This window comes from Mesorhizobium sp. PUT5 (genome assembly GCF_052216645.1).
GTDB lineage: Bacteria > Pseudomonadota > Alphaproteobacteria > Rhizobiales > Rhizobiaceae > Mesorhizobium.
The window spans coordinates 4,042,057-4,058,362 of sequence record NZ_JBQOSO010000003.1 but is presented as its reverse complement, the minus strand read 5'-3'; the positions used below and the strand labels follow the sequence as shown (position 1 = coordinate 4,058,362).

The 16,306-nt window shown below is 67.0% G+C and carries 11 protein-coding genes and 1 tRNA gene; 8 read left to right on the top strand and 4 right to left on the bottom strand.

The window, feature by feature from the left end; translation table 11 throughout:
• Window positions 1-2 precede the first annotated feature (2 nt).
• On the bottom strand, window positions 3-881 hold the full coding sequence (locus ACTDI4_RS21315; RefSeq protein WP_442843041.1) for a 3-hydroxybutyryl-CoA dehydrogenase: 879 nt from the start codon (window positions 879-881) through the stop codon (window positions 3-5).
• 310 nt (window positions 882-1,191) lie between these two features.
• On the opposite strand from ACTDI4_RS21315, the gene ACTDI4_RS21310 reads away from it, so the two are divergent.
• From ACTDI4_RS21310 to ACTDI4_RS21280, 7 genes are all read left to right on the top strand, one after another.
• The gene (locus tag ACTDI4_RS21310) at window positions 1,192-2,412 is read left to right on the top strand and encodes a pyridoxal phosphate-dependent aminotransferase (RefSeq protein ID WP_442843040.1); all 1,221 of its coding nucleotides are present in this window, start codon (window positions 1,192-1,194) and stop codon (window positions 2,410-2,412) included.
• A 262-nt stretch (window positions 2,413-2,674) separates the two neighbouring features.
• A complete protein-coding gene (locus ACTDI4_RS21305) occupies window positions 2,675-3,709 on the top strand; it encodes a BMP family protein (protein ID WP_442843039.1) in 1,035 nt (344 codons plus the stop codon).
• 178 nt (window positions 3,710-3,887) lie between these two features.
• Window positions 3,888-5,393 (top strand): ABC transporter ATP-binding protein, encoded by a 1,506-nt coding sequence (locus ACTDI4_RS21300; RefSeq protein WP_442843038.1) that lies wholly within the window; start codon window positions 3,888-3,890, stop codon window positions 5,391-5,393.
• A 282-nt stretch (window positions 5,394-5,675) separates the two neighbouring features.
• Window positions 5,676-6,725, top strand: coding sequence for an ABC transporter permease (locus ACTDI4_RS21295; protein ID WP_442843037.1), 1,050 nt, complete (start codon window positions 5,676-5,678; stop codon window positions 6,723-6,725).
• Window positions 6,726-6,996: 271 nt separating this feature from the next.
• The gene (locus ACTDI4_RS21290; RefSeq protein ID WP_442843036.1) at window positions 6,997-7,941 is read left to right on the top strand and encodes an ABC transporter permease; all 945 of its coding nucleotides are present in this window, start codon (window positions 6,997-6,999) and stop codon (window positions 7,939-7,941) included.
• Window positions 7,938-9,227, top strand: coding sequence for an amidohydrolase family protein (locus ACTDI4_RS21285; protein WP_442843035.1), 1,290 nt, complete (start codon window positions 7,938-7,940; stop codon window positions 9,225-9,227). The genes ACTDI4_RS21290 and ACTDI4_RS21285 overlap by 4 nt, the downstream gene beginning before the upstream one ends.
• 135 nt (window positions 9,228-9,362) lie before the next feature.
• Window positions 9,363-9,449, top strand: a tRNA-Leu gene (locus tag ACTDI4_RS21280).
• A gap of 55 nt (window positions 9,450-9,504) precedes the next feature.
• Here the strand turns inward: ACTDI4_RS21280 and ACTDI4_RS21275 are convergent.
• The 3 genes from ACTDI4_RS21275 to secA form a co-directional block, all read right to left on the bottom strand.
• Entirely contained in the window at window positions 9,505-10,788 is a 1,284-nt protein-coding gene (locus ACTDI4_RS21275; protein ID WP_442843034.1) for a GNAT family N-acetyltransferase, read from the bottom strand.
• Window positions 10,788-12,188 (bottom strand): lipopolysaccharide biosynthesis protein, encoded by a 1,401-nt coding sequence (locus tag ACTDI4_RS21270; protein ID WP_442843426.1) that lies wholly within the window; start codon window positions 12,186-12,188, stop codon window positions 10,788-10,790. Before ACTDI4_RS21270 ends, ACTDI4_RS21275 begins: the two co-directional genes overlap by 1 nt.
• Before the next feature lie 198 nt (window positions 12,189-12,386).
• The gene (gene secA / locus ACTDI4_RS21265) at window positions 12,387-15,113 is read right to left on the bottom strand and encodes a preprotein translocase subunit SecA (protein ID WP_442843033.1); all 2,727 of its coding nucleotides are present in this window, start codon (window positions 15,111-15,113) and stop codon (window positions 12,387-12,389) included.
• Window positions 15,114-15,355: 242 nt separating this feature from the next.
• Between secA and ACTDI4_RS21260 the strand changes: the two genes are divergently transcribed.
• Window positions 15,356-16,270, top strand: a complete 915-nt coding sequence (locus ACTDI4_RS21260) for a peptidylprolyl isomerase (RefSeq protein WP_442843032.1) — start codon at window positions 15,356-15,358, stop codon at window positions 16,268-16,270.
• Window positions 16,271-16,306 lie beyond the last annotated feature (36 nt).

The following is a 16,306-nucleotide window of genomic DNA, read 5'->3' as shown; positions in this document are numbered from 1 at the left end:
CCTCAGCGCGTCGGCACCGGATGCTCGCCGCGATAGTCGTAGAAGCCGCGGCCGGTCTTGCGGCCGAGCCAGCCGGCCTCGACATATTTCACCAGCAGCGGGCAGGGGCGGTACTTGGAGTCCGACAGGCCGTCATGCAGTACCTGCATGATCGACAGGCAGGTGTCCAGGCCGATGAAGTCGGCAAGCTGGAGCGGGCCCATCGGGTGGTTGGCGCCGAGCCGCATGGCCGTGTCGATGGCCTCCACCGTGCCGACGCCCTCGTAGAGCGTGTAGATGGCCTCGTTGATCATCGGCAGGAGGATGCGGTTGACGATGAAGGCCGGGAAATCCTCCGAGACGGTGATGGTCTTGTCGAGCCGGCCCACATAGGCCTTGGCGAGCTCGAAGGTCGAGTCCTCGGTTGCGATGCCCCGCACCAGCTCCACCAGCTTCATCAGCGGCACCGGGTTCATGAAATGAATGCCGATGAAGCGCTCCGGCCGGTCGGTCTGCGAGGCGAGCCGGGTGATGGAGATGGACGAGGTGTTGGTGGCCAGCACCGCCTCGGGATTGAGCTGCGGGCAGAGCTGGGCGTAAATCTTGCGCTTGACCGTCTCGTCCTCGGTGGCGGCCTCGATGACGAGATCGGCGCCGGCGAGGTCGGCCATCGCGGCGGCGGGGGCAATGCGCCCCATCGCGGCCTTGCGGTCGTTGTCGTCCAGCTTGCCGGAAGCGACCTGGCGGGCCATGTTGCCGCTGACGGTCGCGATGCCCTTTTCGATACGATCGGCGGAGGTGTCGTGCAGCAGCACCTTGTAGCCCGCCAGGGCCGAGACATGGGCGATGCCGCCCCCCATCTGTCCCGCGCCGATGATGCCGATCGTCTCGATCTTGCTCATTGTCTCCGTGTCCCGTCCGACTGCTTTTGTGCAGTGCAACTATAAAGGGCCAGGCAGGTTCGTCTACCCTGCCGCCGGCAATTTAATACCGGGTCCTCGACCCCGTCAAAGCGCCTTTTCGAGCTGCGGCAAGGGCGAAAAACGGGCTGCGCCGAAGAGGTGCGGGCCGATGATTTCCGCGCAGCGGGTTGCCGATGGCGCGATTATCTGCGCAATGGCTTGTGCCGGCGAACGCTTTCGGGCGAAGCTTGTCGCAACCAGGCGCAAGCCGGCGCCCCACCGCGCCCCACGCAAATTGTGAGACAGAAGAATGGGTTCCTCCATCGAAGCCAAGTTCGACAAGCTCGCCACGGACCATGCGCCGGGCCAGGAAACGCGGCAGAAGGCCGGCAATATCGCCACGCTGCTTCGGGGCGAGCGGATTGACGGGGTGGCGGTCGATTTTTCCCACGGCGACGTGGATGCCTTTGTGCCGGCGCCACGCTCGTTCGAGGCGTTCGGCGCCGGCGTCGAGCGCGGTGGCAGCCAGGCCTATACCGAGTACCGCGGCAGCGCCGAGATCCGCGAGCGGCTGGCGGCAAGGCTGGCCGGCTTCACCGGCGCTCCGGTTTCGGCCGAGCAGGGGCTGATTCTCACCAACGGTTCGCAGGGCGCCCTGTTCCTCGCCGTGGCCTCGACCGTGGCGGCCGGCGACAAGGTGGCGATCGTGCAGCCGGACTATTTCGCCAACCGCAAGCTGGTCGAGTTCTGCGACGGCGAGATCGTCCCCGTCCGGCTCGATTATCTCGGCGCGCGCGGCAGGGCGGGCCTCGACCTTGCAGGACTGGAACAGGCCTTCGCGGCCGGGGCGAAGGTGTTCGTCTTCTCCAACCCGAACAATCCCGCCGGGGTTGTCTATTCGGGCGAAGAGATCGCCGCCATCTCGGCGCTGGCCGAGAGATACGGTGCGACCGTCATCGTCGACCAGCTCTATTCACGCCTGCTCTACGAAGGCCAGCACTATACCCATCTGCGCGCCACCGGGATCGATCCCGAACGGGTCGTCACCATCATGGGGCCGTCGAAGACGGAATCCCTGAGCGGCTACCGGCTGGGCGTCGCCTTCGGTTCGGCGCGTATCGTGGAGCGCATGGAAAAGCTGCAGGCGATCGTGTCGCTGCGGGCCGCCGGCTATTGCCAGGCCGTGCTGGACACCTGGTTCGCGGAGCCGGCGGGCTGGATGGACGAGCGCATCGCGCTGCATCAGGCGATCCGCGACGACCTCGTTTCCAGGATGCGCGGGGTGGAGGGGCTGCAACTGCGCATGCCGGAGGCCGGCAGCTACCTGTTCCCGCGCCTGCCGGAACTGGCCGTCTCGACTGCCGATTTCGTGCGCATCCTGCGCCACCAGGCCGGCGTGACGGTGACGCCGGGCACGGAATTCAGCCCGCATGCGGGCGACAGTGTGCGCCTCAACTTCTCGCAGGACCACAAGGCCGCCGTGCACGCGATCGAGCGCGCCATCGAACTCGTCGGGCGCTACCGCGCGTAAAGGCCGCCCGCCTGCCGCCGCTCGGCGATGCCGACCGGCTCCCCGCGGCATGGCAAGGCGCAAAGCGCCTGGTGACAAGCATCCTTCTTGGGATGGAGCGTGCCGGCTGCCTTTTCCGGCTTGCACGCCCGGCATGCCGGGGCTACCCGGTGAATTGGCGCGGCGCCGCGATTGCCGGCCTGCGCAAATTCGAATAGCTTTGACCGGATGATAAAAATCGGGATCGGACAGCAGATCCGGCCCGCCAACCTGAGGGGTGACCATGTCGACAAGCAGCAAGTTCATGAAAACCGGCAGCCTTTCCCGCCGCGCCGTGCTGAAGGCCGCAGGGGCGGGTGCCGCGCTCGCCGCCGCGGGCCTGCCGACGCGCCTGTTCGCGGCCGATCCGCTCAAGGTGGCCGCCGTCTACACCGTGCCGGTGGAGCAGCAGTGGGTGAGCCGCATCCACAAGGCCGCCAATGCGGCCAAGGAGCGCGGCGAGATCGAGTATGTCTATTCGGAAAACACCTCCAACAACGACTATGAGCGCGTCATGCGCGAATATTGCGAGGCCGGCCACAAGCTGATCCTCGGCGAGGTGTTCGGCGTGGAGGACGCCGCGCGCGCGGTCGCCAGGGACTATCCCGACGTCGCCTTCCTGATGGGCTCGAGCTTCAAGCCGGACGAGGCCGTGCCCAACTTCTCGCCCTTCGACAACTACATCCAGGACGCCTCCTACCTCACCGGCATCATCGCCGGCGCCATGACCAAGTCGAAGAACATCGGCATGGTCGGCGGCTATCCCATTCCCGAGGTCAACCGGCTGATGCATGCCTTCATGGCGGGCGTGAAGGAAAGCGCGCCGGACGCCAAGTTCCAGGTGGCCTTCATCGGCTCCTGGTTCGATCCGCCCAAGGCCAAGGAAACCGCCTTCGCGCAGATCGACGGCGGCGCCGACCTGCTCTACGCCGAGCGCTTCGGCGTTTCCGACGCCGCCAAGGAACGCAAGGTTCTGGCCGTCGGCAACGTCATCGACACGCAGGCCGACTATCCCGAGACGGTGGTGGCTTCGGCGCTGTGGGACTTCCAGCCGACGCTCGACAAGGCGGTGGCCGAGGTCAAGGCCGGCACCTTCAAGGCCGAGGACTACGGCGTCTATTCCTACATGAAGAACGGCGGCTGTTCGCTGGCGCCGCTCGGCACTTTCGACGGCAAGGTGCCGGCGGACGTCATGGCCAAGGTTGCCGAGAAGGAAAAGGCGATCAAGGACGGCTCCTTCACCGTCGAGATCGACGATTCAGAGCCCAAGTCGAACTGACGGCGGCTTGCCTCCCCCTCGGGGGAGGTTGGACGAGAGAGGTCGCAACCGAAACGCGCGGCCTTTCTCGCACCGGTATCGCAAAAGAGGACGCCGAGCCCTGCCGCACCAACACGACCCGGCGGCTTCGCCGCCGCCTTCCCCTCGCGAGGGAGGGGAGCGCTCCGATACGAAGCCGGTGCTGCGCCTTTCCGGCATCACCAAGCGTTTCGGCCCGCTGGTGGCCAATGACGCGATCTCGTTCGACCTGCGGCGCGGCGAGGTGGTCGCCCTGCTGGGCGAGAACGGCGCCGGCAAGACCACCTTGATGAGCATCCTGTTCGGCCACTATGTCGCCGACGAAGGCAGCGTCGAGGTGACGGGAAAGCCGCTGCCTCCGGGCGACCCGCGCGCGGCGCTGGATGCCGGGGTGGGCATGGTGCACCAGCATTTCACGCTGGCCGAGAACATGACCGTGCTGGAGAACATCGCGCTCGGCACCCAGAGCGCGTGGAGGCCGAGGCTCGACCGCGCCGCCGCACGCCGGCGCATTCGGCAGCTTTCGGCCGATTTCGGCCTCGCCGTGCATCCGGACGCGACCGTTTCGTCGCTGTCGGTCGGCGAGCGCCAGCGCGTGGAAATCCTGAAGGCGCTCTACCGCGACGCGCGCATCCTCATCCTCGACGAGCCGACGGCGGTGCTGACGCCGGCGGAGACGGAGGCGCTGTTCCGCACGCTGAAGCTGCTCGTGGCGCAGGGCCTCTCCATCATCTTCATCTCGCACAAGCTCAACGAGGTGATGGCCGTGAGCGACCGGGTGCTGGTGCTGCGCGCCGGCCGGCTGGTGGGCGAGCGGGCCACGCAGGGCAGCAGCCGCGCCGAACTGGCAGCGCTGATGGTCGGCCAGGAAGTGGCGAGCCCGACCGTGCGCGCGGCGAAGGCCGGCGCGGTCGCGCTGGAATTGCGCGACGTCTCTGCCGGGGGCCAGGGCTCCGCCGCGCGCCTTGCCGGCGTGTCGCTGGCGCTGCGGCAGGGCGAGATCACCGGGCTGGCCGGCGTTTCCGGCAACGGGCAGGCGACGCTGGCGGCGCTGATCGCCGGCACGCTGAAGCCCGCCGCGGGGCAGATCGCCATCGGCGGCGCCGAAACGGGCGACTGGTCGCCGCGCGCGGCCCTTGCCCACGGCATCGCCCGCATCCCCGAGGATCGCCACGCGGTGGGCACCATCGGCGACATGAGCGTGACCGAGAACGTCATCTCCGAGCGCTACGGCACGCCGCGCTTCAGCCGCCGCGGCTTCCTCGACTGGAGGGCCGCGCGCGCCTTCGCGCAGGAGATCATCCGCGACTACGACGTCAAATGCCCCTCGCCGGAAGCCCGTATCCGGCTGCTTTCCGGCGGCAACATGCAAAAGCTCATCCTCGGCCGCGCGCTGGATGCCGAACCCGCCGTGATCCTGGCCAACCAGCCGACGCGCGGGCTTGACGTGGGCGCGGTCGCCTTCGTCCACCGCCGCCTGCTCGAAGCGCGCGACCGCGGCGCGGCGATCCTGCTGATCTCGGAAGACCTGGAGGAAATCCTGGCCCTGTCGGACCGCATCCTGGTGATGTCGAAGGGGCGGCTGTCCTCGCCCTCGGCGCGCGGCGAACGCAGCATCGGCGAGCTTGGCGAACTGATGGCGGGGCAGGCGGAGGAAGCGGCGTGACGGCGGCGAATGACAGCGTGACGTTCTCTCTCCCTCAAGGGGCCGTGCGATCGAAAATGAACTTTGGCGGAACGCTACCCCCACCCCTAACCCCTCCCCACAAGGGGGAGGGGGATATCGGCCACGGTCGGCCTCGCCTTGTTCCAAAGTATTTCCGACCGAAAAGCGCAGCGGTTCCGTATTCCCCTCCCCCTTGTGGGGAGGGGTTAGGGGTGGGGGTATCTTCAGATGCAGTCACCTTGCCTCAAGGGGGAGGAAAAGCCGAGCGCGAGGGTACATGCCATGCGGCTTGAGCCGAAGCCCGCGCCCTCGCTCGGCGTTACGCTGCTGTTCCCGGTCGCGGCGATCGCGGTGACGTTTGCCTTCGCCGCACTTCTGGTGCTGGCCGCGGGCGCCTCGCCTTTTTCCGTCTTCTACCTCGTGGCCAAGGGTGCGGCCGGCTCGCAATTCGCCATAGTCGAGACGCTGACGCGCGCCACGCCGCTGATCTTCACCGGCCTTGCGGTCGCCGTCGCCTTTCGCGCGAAACTCTGGAACATCGGCGCCGAGGCGCAGCTCTATATCGGCGGCGTGGTCACCGTCGTGCTCGGCACCGGCGCGCTGCCGCTGCCGTCCTATCTGCTCATCCCCGTCATCATGGTCGCGGCCATGGCCGCCGGCGCGCTGCTGCTCGCCGGCCCTGCCATCCTCAAGACCCGCTTCGGTGTGGACGAGGTGGTGACGACGCTGCTGCTCAACTTCATCGTCATCCTGTTCGTGTCCATGCTGCTGGAAGGCGTGCTGAAGGACCCGATGGGCCTCGGCTGGCCGCAGTCGCAGCGGGTGATCGCCGACGCGCAACTGCCGCGCCTCATCCACGGCAAGCGCCTGCATTTCGGGTTCGTCATCGCGCTCGCCGCGGCCGTCGCCTGCTGGGTCGTCATGAAGAAGACGGTGCTCGGCTACGAGATGCGCGCCGTCGGCCACAACCCGGAAGCGGCCCGCTTCGCCGGCATCCCGGTCAACAGGGTGCTGATGAAGACGGCGCTTCTCTCCGGCGGGCTGGCCGCACTCGCCGGCTTCTCGGAGGTGGCCGGGCTGAAGGGCAACCTGACGCTCGACCTGTCGCCGGGCTATGGCTACACCGGCATCGTGGTGGCGATGCTGGCCATGCTCAATCCGCTCGGCGTGATCGCGTCCGCCATCTTCGTGGCCGGCATCTTCGTCGGCGCCGACGCCATGAGCCGCACCGCCGGCGTGCCGAGCTACATCGCGCAGGTCATGGTGGCCACCGCGCTTCTGACCATGGTCACCGCCATCCTGCTGACGCGCTACCGGGTGAGGTGGCGGTGAATAGAATGCAAACATCCGAGACCCCCACCCCTGCCCCCTCCCCACAAGGGGGAGGGGAACTTTGCTGGACGGATACCCGGCCCCAATCATCGACGTTCTTGGTAGCTAGGGTGACGAAATCGTCCCCCTCCCCCTTGTGGGGAGGGGGCAGGGGTGAGGGTACAACCCCGCTCGGGTCCATCAGGGAACCCTTGGGGATTAGACTTCCCATCAAGGGGAGGGTAGCCGGCGGATCACAGGGGAGCGGTGCCGGAATGAAAGTCCTTTTTCGATGACCGACGCCCTCGACATCCTGCTGCAGACCTCGTTCTGGGTGGCGGCGATCCGCATCGCCTCGCCGCTGATCTTCGCCACCATGGGCGAGCTGATCTGCGAGCGCGCCGGCGTGCTCAACCTCGGCATCGAAGGCATCATGACGGTCGGCGCCTTCGCCGGCTGGTTCACCGTCTATTCGGGCGGCGACCTGTGGACCGGCGTCGCGGTGGCCGCAATCGCCGGCGCCTGCTTCGGCCTGCTGCACGGCACGCTCACCGTGCCGCTCGGCCTGTCGCAGCATGTGGTGGGCATCGGCATCACGCTGCTCGCCACCAGCCTCACCTATTTCACCTACCGGCTGGCCCTGCCCGAAGTGACGACGCCGCCCAAGATCGTGCCGTTCCAGCCTCAGCCTATTCCCGGCCTGTCCGCCATTCCCATCGTCGGCGAGGCGCTGTTTACGCAGACGCCGCTGACCTATCTGGCCTTCGCCACGGTCGCCATCGTCGCCTGGGTGCTCTACCGCACGCCGATCGGCCTTGCCGTGCGCGCGGCGGGCGAGAACCCGGCCGCGGTGGAAGCGCAGGGCATCAGCGTCGCCGGCGTGCGCATCGGCGCCGTCATGGTGGGCAGCGCGCTGATGGCGGTCGGCGGCGCGTTCCTGACCATGTCGGCCTTCAACTCCTTCTTCTTCGAGATGATCAACGGCCGCGGCTGGATCTGCATCGCGCTGGTGGTGTTCGGCTCGTGGCGGCCGGGCAAGGCGCTGCTCGGCGCCATACTGTTCGCCGCCTTCGACGCCTATCAGGTGCGTCTGCAGCAGATTTCCGGCGGCGTCGTGCCCTATCAGGTGTTCCTGATGATGCCCTACGCGCTGTCCATCCTGGCGCTGATCCTGGTGGCGCGCCGCGCCACCTACCCCAAGGCGCTGATGATACCCTACCAGAAAGGCGAGAGATGAGCTTTGACCTGATTGTCCGCGGCGGCATTTTGCCCGACGGGAACGTGGCGGATATCGGCATCCGCGGCGAAAAAATCGCGGCCGTCGAGCCCAAGCTCGCCGCCGAGGCCGGCGAGGTGGTCGACGCCACCGGCAATCTGGTGTCGCAGCCTTTCGTCGATCCGCATTTCCACATGGACGCCACGCTTTCCTACGGCCTCCCGCGCATCAATGCCTCGGGCACGCTGCTCGAAGGCATCGCGCTGTGGGGCGAACTGAAGCCGCTGCTGACGCACGAGGCGGTCAAGCGGCGGGCGCTGGATTATTGCGACTGGGCGGTGTCGATGGGCCTTTTGGCCATCCGCACCCATGTCGACACCTGCGACGACCGGCTGCTGGCCGTCGAGGCGCTGCTGGAGGTGAAGAGGCAAGTCGCGCCCTATATCGACCTGCAACTGGTCGCCTTCCCGCAGGACGGCTTCTACCGCTCGCCTACAGCCCGCGCGAATACCATTCGCGCCCTGGACAAAGGCGTGGAGATCGTCGGCGGCATCCCGCATTTCGAACGCACCATGGCCGACGGCCGCCGCTCGGTGACGGAGCTGTGCGAAATCGCGGCCGAGCGCGGCCTGATGGTCGACATACATTGCGACGAGACGGACGACCCGAACTCGCGCCATATCGAGCAACTGGCCTATGAGACGCAGCGGCTGGGCCTGCAGGGCAGGGTGAACGGCTCGCATCTCAGCTCCATGCATTCCATGGACAACTATTATGTCTCCAAGCTCCTGCCGCTGATCGCCGAGGCCGGCGTCTCGGCCTGCCCGAACCCGCTCATCAACATCGTCATCCAGGGCCGCCACGACACCTATCCGAAGCGCCGCGGCATGACGCGCGTGCCCGAGATGCTGAAGGCCGGCATCAAGGTCGGCTTCGGCCAGGACTGCGTGCTCGACCCGTGGTATCCGCTCGGCACCGCCGATATGCTGGACGTGGCCTTCATGGGCCTGCACGTCGCGCAGATGACCAGTCCGGCCGACATGCGCCAGTGCTTCGACATGGTGACCAAGACCAACGCCGAGATCATGGGCCTCGACGATTACGGCCTCGAAATCGGCAAGACGGCGAGCCTCGTGGTTCTGGATGCCGGCAATCCGGTGGAGGCGCTGCGGCTGCGGGCCGAGCGGCTGTGCGTCGTCGCCAAGGGCAAGGTGGTGGCCACGCGCCGCAAGCAGGAGACGCAGCTTTCGCTGTCCGGCCGCCCTGCCGGCGTCAACCGCCGCCACCGCACGCCTTCGGCGGATTGAGGCAGGCGGCCCGCGCCTCCGGCCCTGCTGCCGGAAAGCGCAACGGAAAGATTATCTTCTGGCGCTTTGGGATGGCGTGTCGTATAGGAGCGCCGCCGCCTTTCGAGCCTCCAGCGGTTCGGGGCGGCATCGTGTGCGGGTGTGGCGGAACTGGTAGACGCGACGGACTCAAAATCCGTTTCTGGTGACAGAGTGTCGGTTCGATTCCGACCACCCGCACCATTTTCCATCTTTCATGCGAGTTCGCTTCGCTCACCGCTCCGATGGGGCAGCCTGGTCAGCCTCGTTTCAGCAATCTTTTCACATGGCTGCGCAGCAGCCGCGCCATGTTGCGCGTCTCGCGGTAGAGATGGAGCTGGGCGGCGGCCTGCGCGGTGATGTGATCGGAATTCGGCGTCAGGCCGACGACGATGGTTCCCATCGCTTTCCGCTCGGTCCATAGCCGGCTCATCACCGGATGGTCCGGCACCGCGCAGGAATCGGTGAGCGCGATATTGGGGTCGTCCAGGTGCTGCCCCGTCACTTCGATGGCCAGCAGCGTGCCCGGCGAATAGGCGGCCAGTTGCTCGTCATAGGCCGTCTTCCAAGTATAGGCGTAGCCGGCTTCCACGAACACGATCAGGCTGGCCACCGGCCGGCCGTCCAGCGTCAGCGTATGGATGCGGCACATGTCCTGCTCGGCCATGCGGTGCACCGCCTCGCGCGCGAAGGCGGCGCGGTAGCGGTCGATGGCCATGGCCGTGCGCTCGCGCCCCTTCCAGCCGGAGGCCTCCAGGGTCAGGAACGCCTCGATGGCGTGGCGGATCTCTTCCTGCGTGCGGGCGATGCCGTGCTCCAGCCTGCCGGTCTCGGCCAGCCGCCGCTTCAGCCGGCGGAACTCGCGGTGGTGATGCGAACGCAGCGACGCCTTCAGATAGGCGTCGCCGTCGAGCGTGCTTTCCAGCACCGGCCGCTCGACCTCGCCGGTGACGACGAGCGGCAGGTTGCGCGCCTCGGCCAGCGTGCGCAGCAGGCCGGCCATGGGGCCGTCCAGCCGCATGTCGGGCAGCACGAACACCTTCGGCAGCTTCAGGTGCGGCCGCGCCAGCATGGCGAAGAAATCCTCGATCACGCCGGCCGGGTCGTCGCGGTCGACCAGCGGCGTGCCCAGCGGTCCGAACGGGCTGGACCATGTGCGCATGATCGGCGTGCCCAGCGGCATGGCCGGGCGCTCCACCGAGAACGGCACGAGGAGCCTGAGCCGGCTGCGGTATTCGTTGCCGTCGCGGATGACCGCCAGCCGCACCTCGCGGTCCTCCAGGCGCGGCATGGCGGGCGCCAGGAAGCGCGGGTGGAAGAAGACGTTGGGCTCGATCGTGCGGGTGGCCAGGTGGTCCAGTTCCTCGACCAGGTCGAAGCCGGCGGAGGCGGGATAGATGGCGAGCCGGCGTTCGGGCCGCCCGCCCGCCAGAAGCTCGAGCTGGGCGAGGTCGGCGCCCTCGTGCGCCAGACCGGCAAGGCCGGACACCATGGCGCCCGCCGGCCCGCCGCTGTTTTCCTCGATCAGGGGAACGGCGGCCATCAGGCTTTCCTCGTTTCGGGAATGAACACGACCATGACGATGCCGAGCCTGCGCCACACCACGAAGGACAGTGCGGCTGCCTCGAACATCATCGCCAGCGCGGTCGAAAGCGCGGTGCCCCACAGGTGGAAATGCGGGATCAACACCACGTTGAGGCCGATGTTGAGCGCCAGCGTCATGGCATAGACGCCGGCGCAGATGTTCTGGTTGCCCGTCATGGTGAGCAGGCTCTCGCAGGGGCCGACCGCGGCGCGTGCCACCACGCCCAGCACCAGCACGAACAGAAGCGGATAGCCGGCGTCGAATTCCGGCCCGAACAGCGTCAGCATCGGCTTGCCGAGCGCCAGGATCACGAACGCCATGGCCAGCGACGGCCAGAAGGTCCAGGATACGGTTTCGCGCGCGAAGGCGGCCAGCCTTTCGGGTTGGCCGTGGGTGAACTCGGCATAGCGCTGGGCCACGCCCGCCTTCACCGCGAAATAGACGAAATGCACCAGCGCGAGTGTCTTGACCGTGGCGAAATAGACGGCGACGTCGGCGGGCTGGAGATAGACGCCCACCATCAGCACGTCGGCATTGGTGAGCAGGAAGAAGAAGCTCTCGACCAGGAAGATCGGCAGCGACACCGCAATCCAGTGACCGAGCCGTATCTTGCGCGGGCCTGCGGGAATACCGGCGTCCACGCGCCTGGTGATGCCGACGAGCTGCGCCACCGCCGTGGCGTAGGTCGCCGCGATCGAGGCCAGGATCGCCGTGGCGGCATCGGCGGGGAAGCCGAGCGCCAGCGCTCCCGCCATGAAGGCCAGGATGAGCACCGGGCGGGTGATGTAGGTGGGCAGCAGCGCCGACAACGCCCAGGAATGGGCGCGCGCGATGCCCTGCAGCACGTCCGTCAGCGCCAGCATCGGCAGGCAGACGATGCCGAGATAGAAGGGGATGACGTAGTAGCTTTCGATCCACGGGGAGAACAGCCACACGCCCAGCATGCCGAGGCCGGCGATCGCGGTCGAGGCGCACAGTACGAACAGCCGGCTGGAAAGCAGCAGGCCGCGCAGCTCGGCCAGACGGCCGTGCTGGCGGTATTCCGGGATGAAGCGGATGACGGAAGTGTGGAAGCCGAGGCAGGCCAGGCTGCCGATGATGATCATCGTCACCCACACCAGCACGAAGATGCCGTATTCGAACGGCCCCATCCAGCGCGCCATCATGACCTGGCTGACGAAGGCGATGACGGCGCTGACCACGCGCACCGCAAACGCGATCAGCGACATGCGCCCGGCCTCGCCGCGCTCGTCGGCGGCGAACAGCGCGGCGTCAATGCTGTCGAGCAAGGGCCGGGCGCGCAGCGCCATGCGCTGCGGCAGGAACCGCTCGGCCGTCGCCGCCGCCGAAAAGCGCACTCCGATACTCTCCGTCTTCCGCATGAGTGTCTCTGGCCCGGTCTAGGCCCAACACCTTAAGAAACGGTTGGGTGCAGGGCGGGAGGCGCTCCGGCGAGCGCGGCCCGCGGTTGCCCGGCCGATCCGCCGGGCTGCGAGATGCTTTCGGAAATGGCGGGTGCGGGGGCGGGCGGCCGACTTGCCGGCCGCGTCACGGGATCAGGCGAAGGCGCCGTGGCAATGCTTGTATTTCTTGCCCGAGCCGCAGGGACACGGCTCGTTGCGGCCGACCTTGCCCCAGGTGGAGGGGTTCTTCGGGTCGCGCTGCTCAGCCGGGACCGTGCGGGTATCGTCCAGCAGCGTCAGCGTGGCGCCTTCGCCGAAGTCGTTCTCGCCGGTGGTCGCGTCGATGTGCTGGCCGAAGGTCTCGGGCGCCTGCAGCGGCGGCGCGTCGGCCGCCTCGCGCACCAGCTCAACGCGCATCAATTGCGCGGTGACCGCCTGGCGCAGGTTGCCCAGCATGGTCTGGAACAGCTCGAAGGCCTCGCTCTTGTATTCCTGGAGCGGGTCGCGCTGGGCGTAGCCGCGGAAGCCGACCACGGAGCGCAGGTGGTCGAGATTGACGATATGCTCGCGCCACAAATGGTCGAGCGTCTGGAGCACGACCGAACGCTCGACATAGGCCGTCACATCCGGGCCGAAGCGGCCGGCCCGGTCGTTCGCCGCCGCCGCCGCCGCTTCGGAGATGCGCTGGCGGATGTCGTCTTCGGCGATCCCTTCTTCCCTGGCCCATTCGTCGACGGGCAGGTCGAGGTTGAGATATTGCTGGACCTCGGCCTTGAGGCCGGCCATGTCCCATTGCTCGGCATAGGCGTTCTCGGGGATGGCCTTGGCGACGATCTCCTCGATGACGCCCTCGCGCATCTCGGTCACGGTTTCGGAGAGTCCTTCGCCGTCCATCAGCTCCAGGCGCTGCTCGAACACCACCTTGCGCTGGTCGTTGGAGACGTCGTCATATTTCAGCAGGTTCTTGCGGATGTCGAAGTTGCGCGCCTCGACCTTGGTCTGGGCCTTTTCCAGCGCCTTGTTGATCCAGGGGTGGATGATGGCCTCGTCTTCCTTCAGGCCGAGCTTCTGGAGCATGCCGTCCATGCGCTCGGAGCCGAAGATGCGCATCAGGTCGTCCTGCAGCGACAGGTAGAATTTCGAGCGGCCGGGGTCGCCCTGGCGCCCGGAGCGGCCGCGAAGCTGGTTGTCGATGCGGCGCGACTCGTGACGCTCGGTGGCCAGCACGTAGAGCCCGCCTGCGGCCAGCGCCTGCTCCTTCAGCCTGGCGACGTCGTCGCGGATGGCCTGCTCGCGCGCTTCGCGCTCGGAGCCGTCCGGCATGTCGGCCAGCTCCTCGGCGATGCGCATGTCGGCATTGCCGCCGAGCTGGATGTCGGTGCCGCGGCCGGCCATGTTGGTGGCGATGGTGACGGCGCCCGGCTTGCCGGCCTGGGCCACGATCGAGGCTTCGCGCTCGTGGTGGCGCGCGTTCAGCACCTCGAAACCCTTCAGCCCTTCCTTGCGCAGCAACTCGGCCAGTTGCTCGGACTTCTCGATCGAGGTGGTGCCGACAAGGATCGGCTGGCCCTTGGCGCGGGCTTCCTTGATCTCCCTGACGATCGCCTTGAACTTCTCCTCGACCGTGCGATAGACCTCGTCGTCCTCGTCGATGCGCTTGACCGGCAGGTTGGTCGGAATCTCGGTCACTTCGAGGCCGTAGATGTTGCCGAACTCCTCGGCCTCGGTCAGTGCCGTGCCGGTCATGCCGGACAGCTTCTTGTACATGCGGAAATAGTTCTGGAAGGTGACCGAGGCCAGCGTCTGGTTCTCGGGCTGGATGGTCACGTGCTCCTTGGCCTCGAGCGCCTGGTGCAACCCTTCCGAATAGCGGCGGCCTGGCATCATGCGGCCGGTGAACTCGTCGATGATGACGATCTCGCCGTTGCGCACGATATAATCCTTGTCGCGCTGGAACAGGCAGTGCGCCTTCAAGGCGTTGTTGACGTGGTGGACCATGGCGACGTTTTCGACGTCGTAGAGCGACTCGCCCTTGAGCAGGCCGGCGCCGCGCAGCATGTTCTCCACGTTCTCGGTGCCTTCCTCGGTGAAGATGGCGGTCTTCTGCTTCTCGTCGACCTCATAGTCCGAGGGCTGAAGCTGCACGATGAAGGCATCGACGGTGTTGTACATCTCCGAGCGGTCCTCGAGCGGACCGGAGATGATCAGCGGCGTGCGCGCCTCGTCGATGAGGATGGAGTCCACCTCGTCCACGATGGCGTAGTTGTGGCCGCGCTGCACCATCTGCGCGCGCTCGTATTTCATGTTGTCGCGCAGATAGTCGAAGCCGAGCTCGTTGTTGGTGGCGTAGGTGACGTCGCAATTATAGGCCGCGCGCCGCTCTTCGTCGTCGATGCCGTGGACGATGATGCCGACGGTGAGGCCGAGGAACTTGTAGACGCGGCCCATCCATTCGGCGTCGCGCCTGGCCAGGTAGTCGTTGACGGTGACGACATGGACGCCCTTGCCGGCAAGCGCGTTGAGATAGACCGGCGCGGTGGCCACCAGCGTCTTGCCCTCGCCGGTGCGCATCTCGGCGATGCCGCCATTGTTGAGCACCATGCCGCCGATGAGCTGCACGTCGAAGGGCCGCATGCCGAGCACGCGGCGCGCGGCTTCCCGCACGGTGGCGAAGGCCGGGACCAGCAGGTCGTCGAGCGAAGCGCCGTTGGCGATGTCCTGGCGGAATTTCTCGGTGCGGGAGGCGAGATCGGCGTCGGACAGCGCCCGCATCTCGTTTTCCATGGCGTTGATGGCTTCGACGCGGGGACGGGTCGATTTCACGCGCCTGTCGTTCGCGGAGCCGAAAACCTTACGGGCGAGACCGCCGAGACTGACCATCAAAGGCCCTTTCGATTGCAATTCACGTCATCACGACAGCCATCTGCCGGGCGCGGCAAATCCGCCATGAACGGATGAAACACCAAAAAGCGCCCAAAAAACGGTTCTGGACGCACTGTCACCGGACAGATAAGAGGGGCTATAAACGATGTCAACGCCGCGCTGAACCCTTGGACCGCGCCAAATTCCGCCACATTCAGGCTGATTTGAAAGCCCGCACATCCTCACCGGAGAATACCCTGATGTTCCTTTCGTCCCGCCGCTCGCCGCTCGCCTGCCTCGGGCTGGCCTTCGGCCTGTCGGTTTTCGCCCTGTCGCCGCTGGCGGCCCAGGAAGCCGCGCCGGCCGCTCCCGCCGAGGCCGCTCCCGTCGCGCCGGCCAATCCCGACGCCGTCGTGGCCACCGTGAACGGCCAGACCATCACCGAGGCGGACCTCGCCCTCGCCGAGGGCGAGCTGTCGCGCCAGTTCGCGCAGCTTCCGCAGGAGCAACGCCGCGCCGCAGCCCTTTCGGCGGCGATCGAGATCAAGGTGCTGGCCGACAAGGCCGTCGCCGACGGGCTCGACAAGGACGCTGACTTCCAGCGCCGCGCCGCCTTCCTGCAGCAGCGCGCCCTGCATGGGGAAATGGTCGAGAAGGAGGTGGTCGGCAAGATCACCGACGCCGACATCCGTGCCCGCTACGACAAGAGCGTCGCCGAGGCGCCGCCCGTAAACGAGGTGCACGCGCGTCACATTCTCGTGAAGACCAAGGAAGAGGCCGAGGCCATCATCAAGCAACTCGACGGCGGCGCCGATTTCCAGAAGCTGGCCAACGAGCACACCAGCGACCCCAGCGGCAAGACCAATGGCGGCGACCTCGGCTATTTCGGCCCGGGCCAGATGGTGCCGGAGTTCGAGAAGGCGGCGTTCGCGCTGGAGCCGGGTGCCTACACCAAGGAGCCGGTGCAGACGCAGTTCGGCTGGCACATCATCAAGGTGGAGGACAAGCGCGCGCAGCAGCCGCCGGCCTTCGACCAGGTCAAGGAGCAGGTGCGCTCGGCACTGATCCGCGACAAATATTTCGAGCTGGTCAAGCAGGCGCGTTCGCAGGCCAAGATCGAGATCCCGGACGAGACGCTGAAGAAGGCCGTCGACGCCGCCGAAGGCGCGGAATAAGGCGCTTCCGCGCCCGGAAGCCGCCGGCGCAGGCGC

Coding starts and splice junctions, on each gene's coding strand:
- ACTDI4_RS21315 (WP_442843041.1), bottom strand. CDS start 881: ATGAGCAAGATCGAGACGATCGGCATCATCGGCGCGGGACAGATGGGG.
- ACTDI4_RS21310 (WP_442843040.1), top strand. CDS start 1,192: ATGGGTTCCTCCATCGAAGCCAAGTTCGACAAGCTCGCCACGGACCAT.
- ACTDI4_RS21305 (WP_442843039.1), top strand. CDS start 2,675: ATGTCGACAAGCAGCAAGTTCATGAAAACCGGCAGCCTTTCCCGCCGC.
- ACTDI4_RS21295 (WP_442843037.1), top strand. CDS start 5,676: ATGCGGCTTGAGCCGAAGCCCGCGCCCTCGCTCGGCGTTACGCTGCTG.
- ACTDI4_RS21290 (WP_442843036.1), top strand. CDS start 6,997: ATGACCGACGCCCTCGACATCCTGCTGCAGACCTCGTTCTGGGTGGCG.
- ACTDI4_RS21285 (WP_442843035.1), top strand. CDS start 7,938: ATGAGCTTTGACCTGATTGTCCGCGGCGGCATTTTGCCCGACGGGAAC.
- ACTDI4_RS21275 (WP_442843034.1), bottom strand. CDS start 10,788: ATGGCCGCCGTTCCCCTGATCGAGGAAAACAGCGGCGGGCCGGCGGGC.
- secA (WP_442843033.1), bottom strand. CDS start 15,113: ATGGTCAGTCTCGGCGGTCTCGCCCGTAAGGTTTTCGGCTCCGCGAAC.
- ACTDI4_RS21260 (WP_442843032.1), top strand. CDS start 15,356: ATGTTCCTTTCGTCCCGCCGCTCGCCGCTCGCCTGCCTCGGGCTGGCC.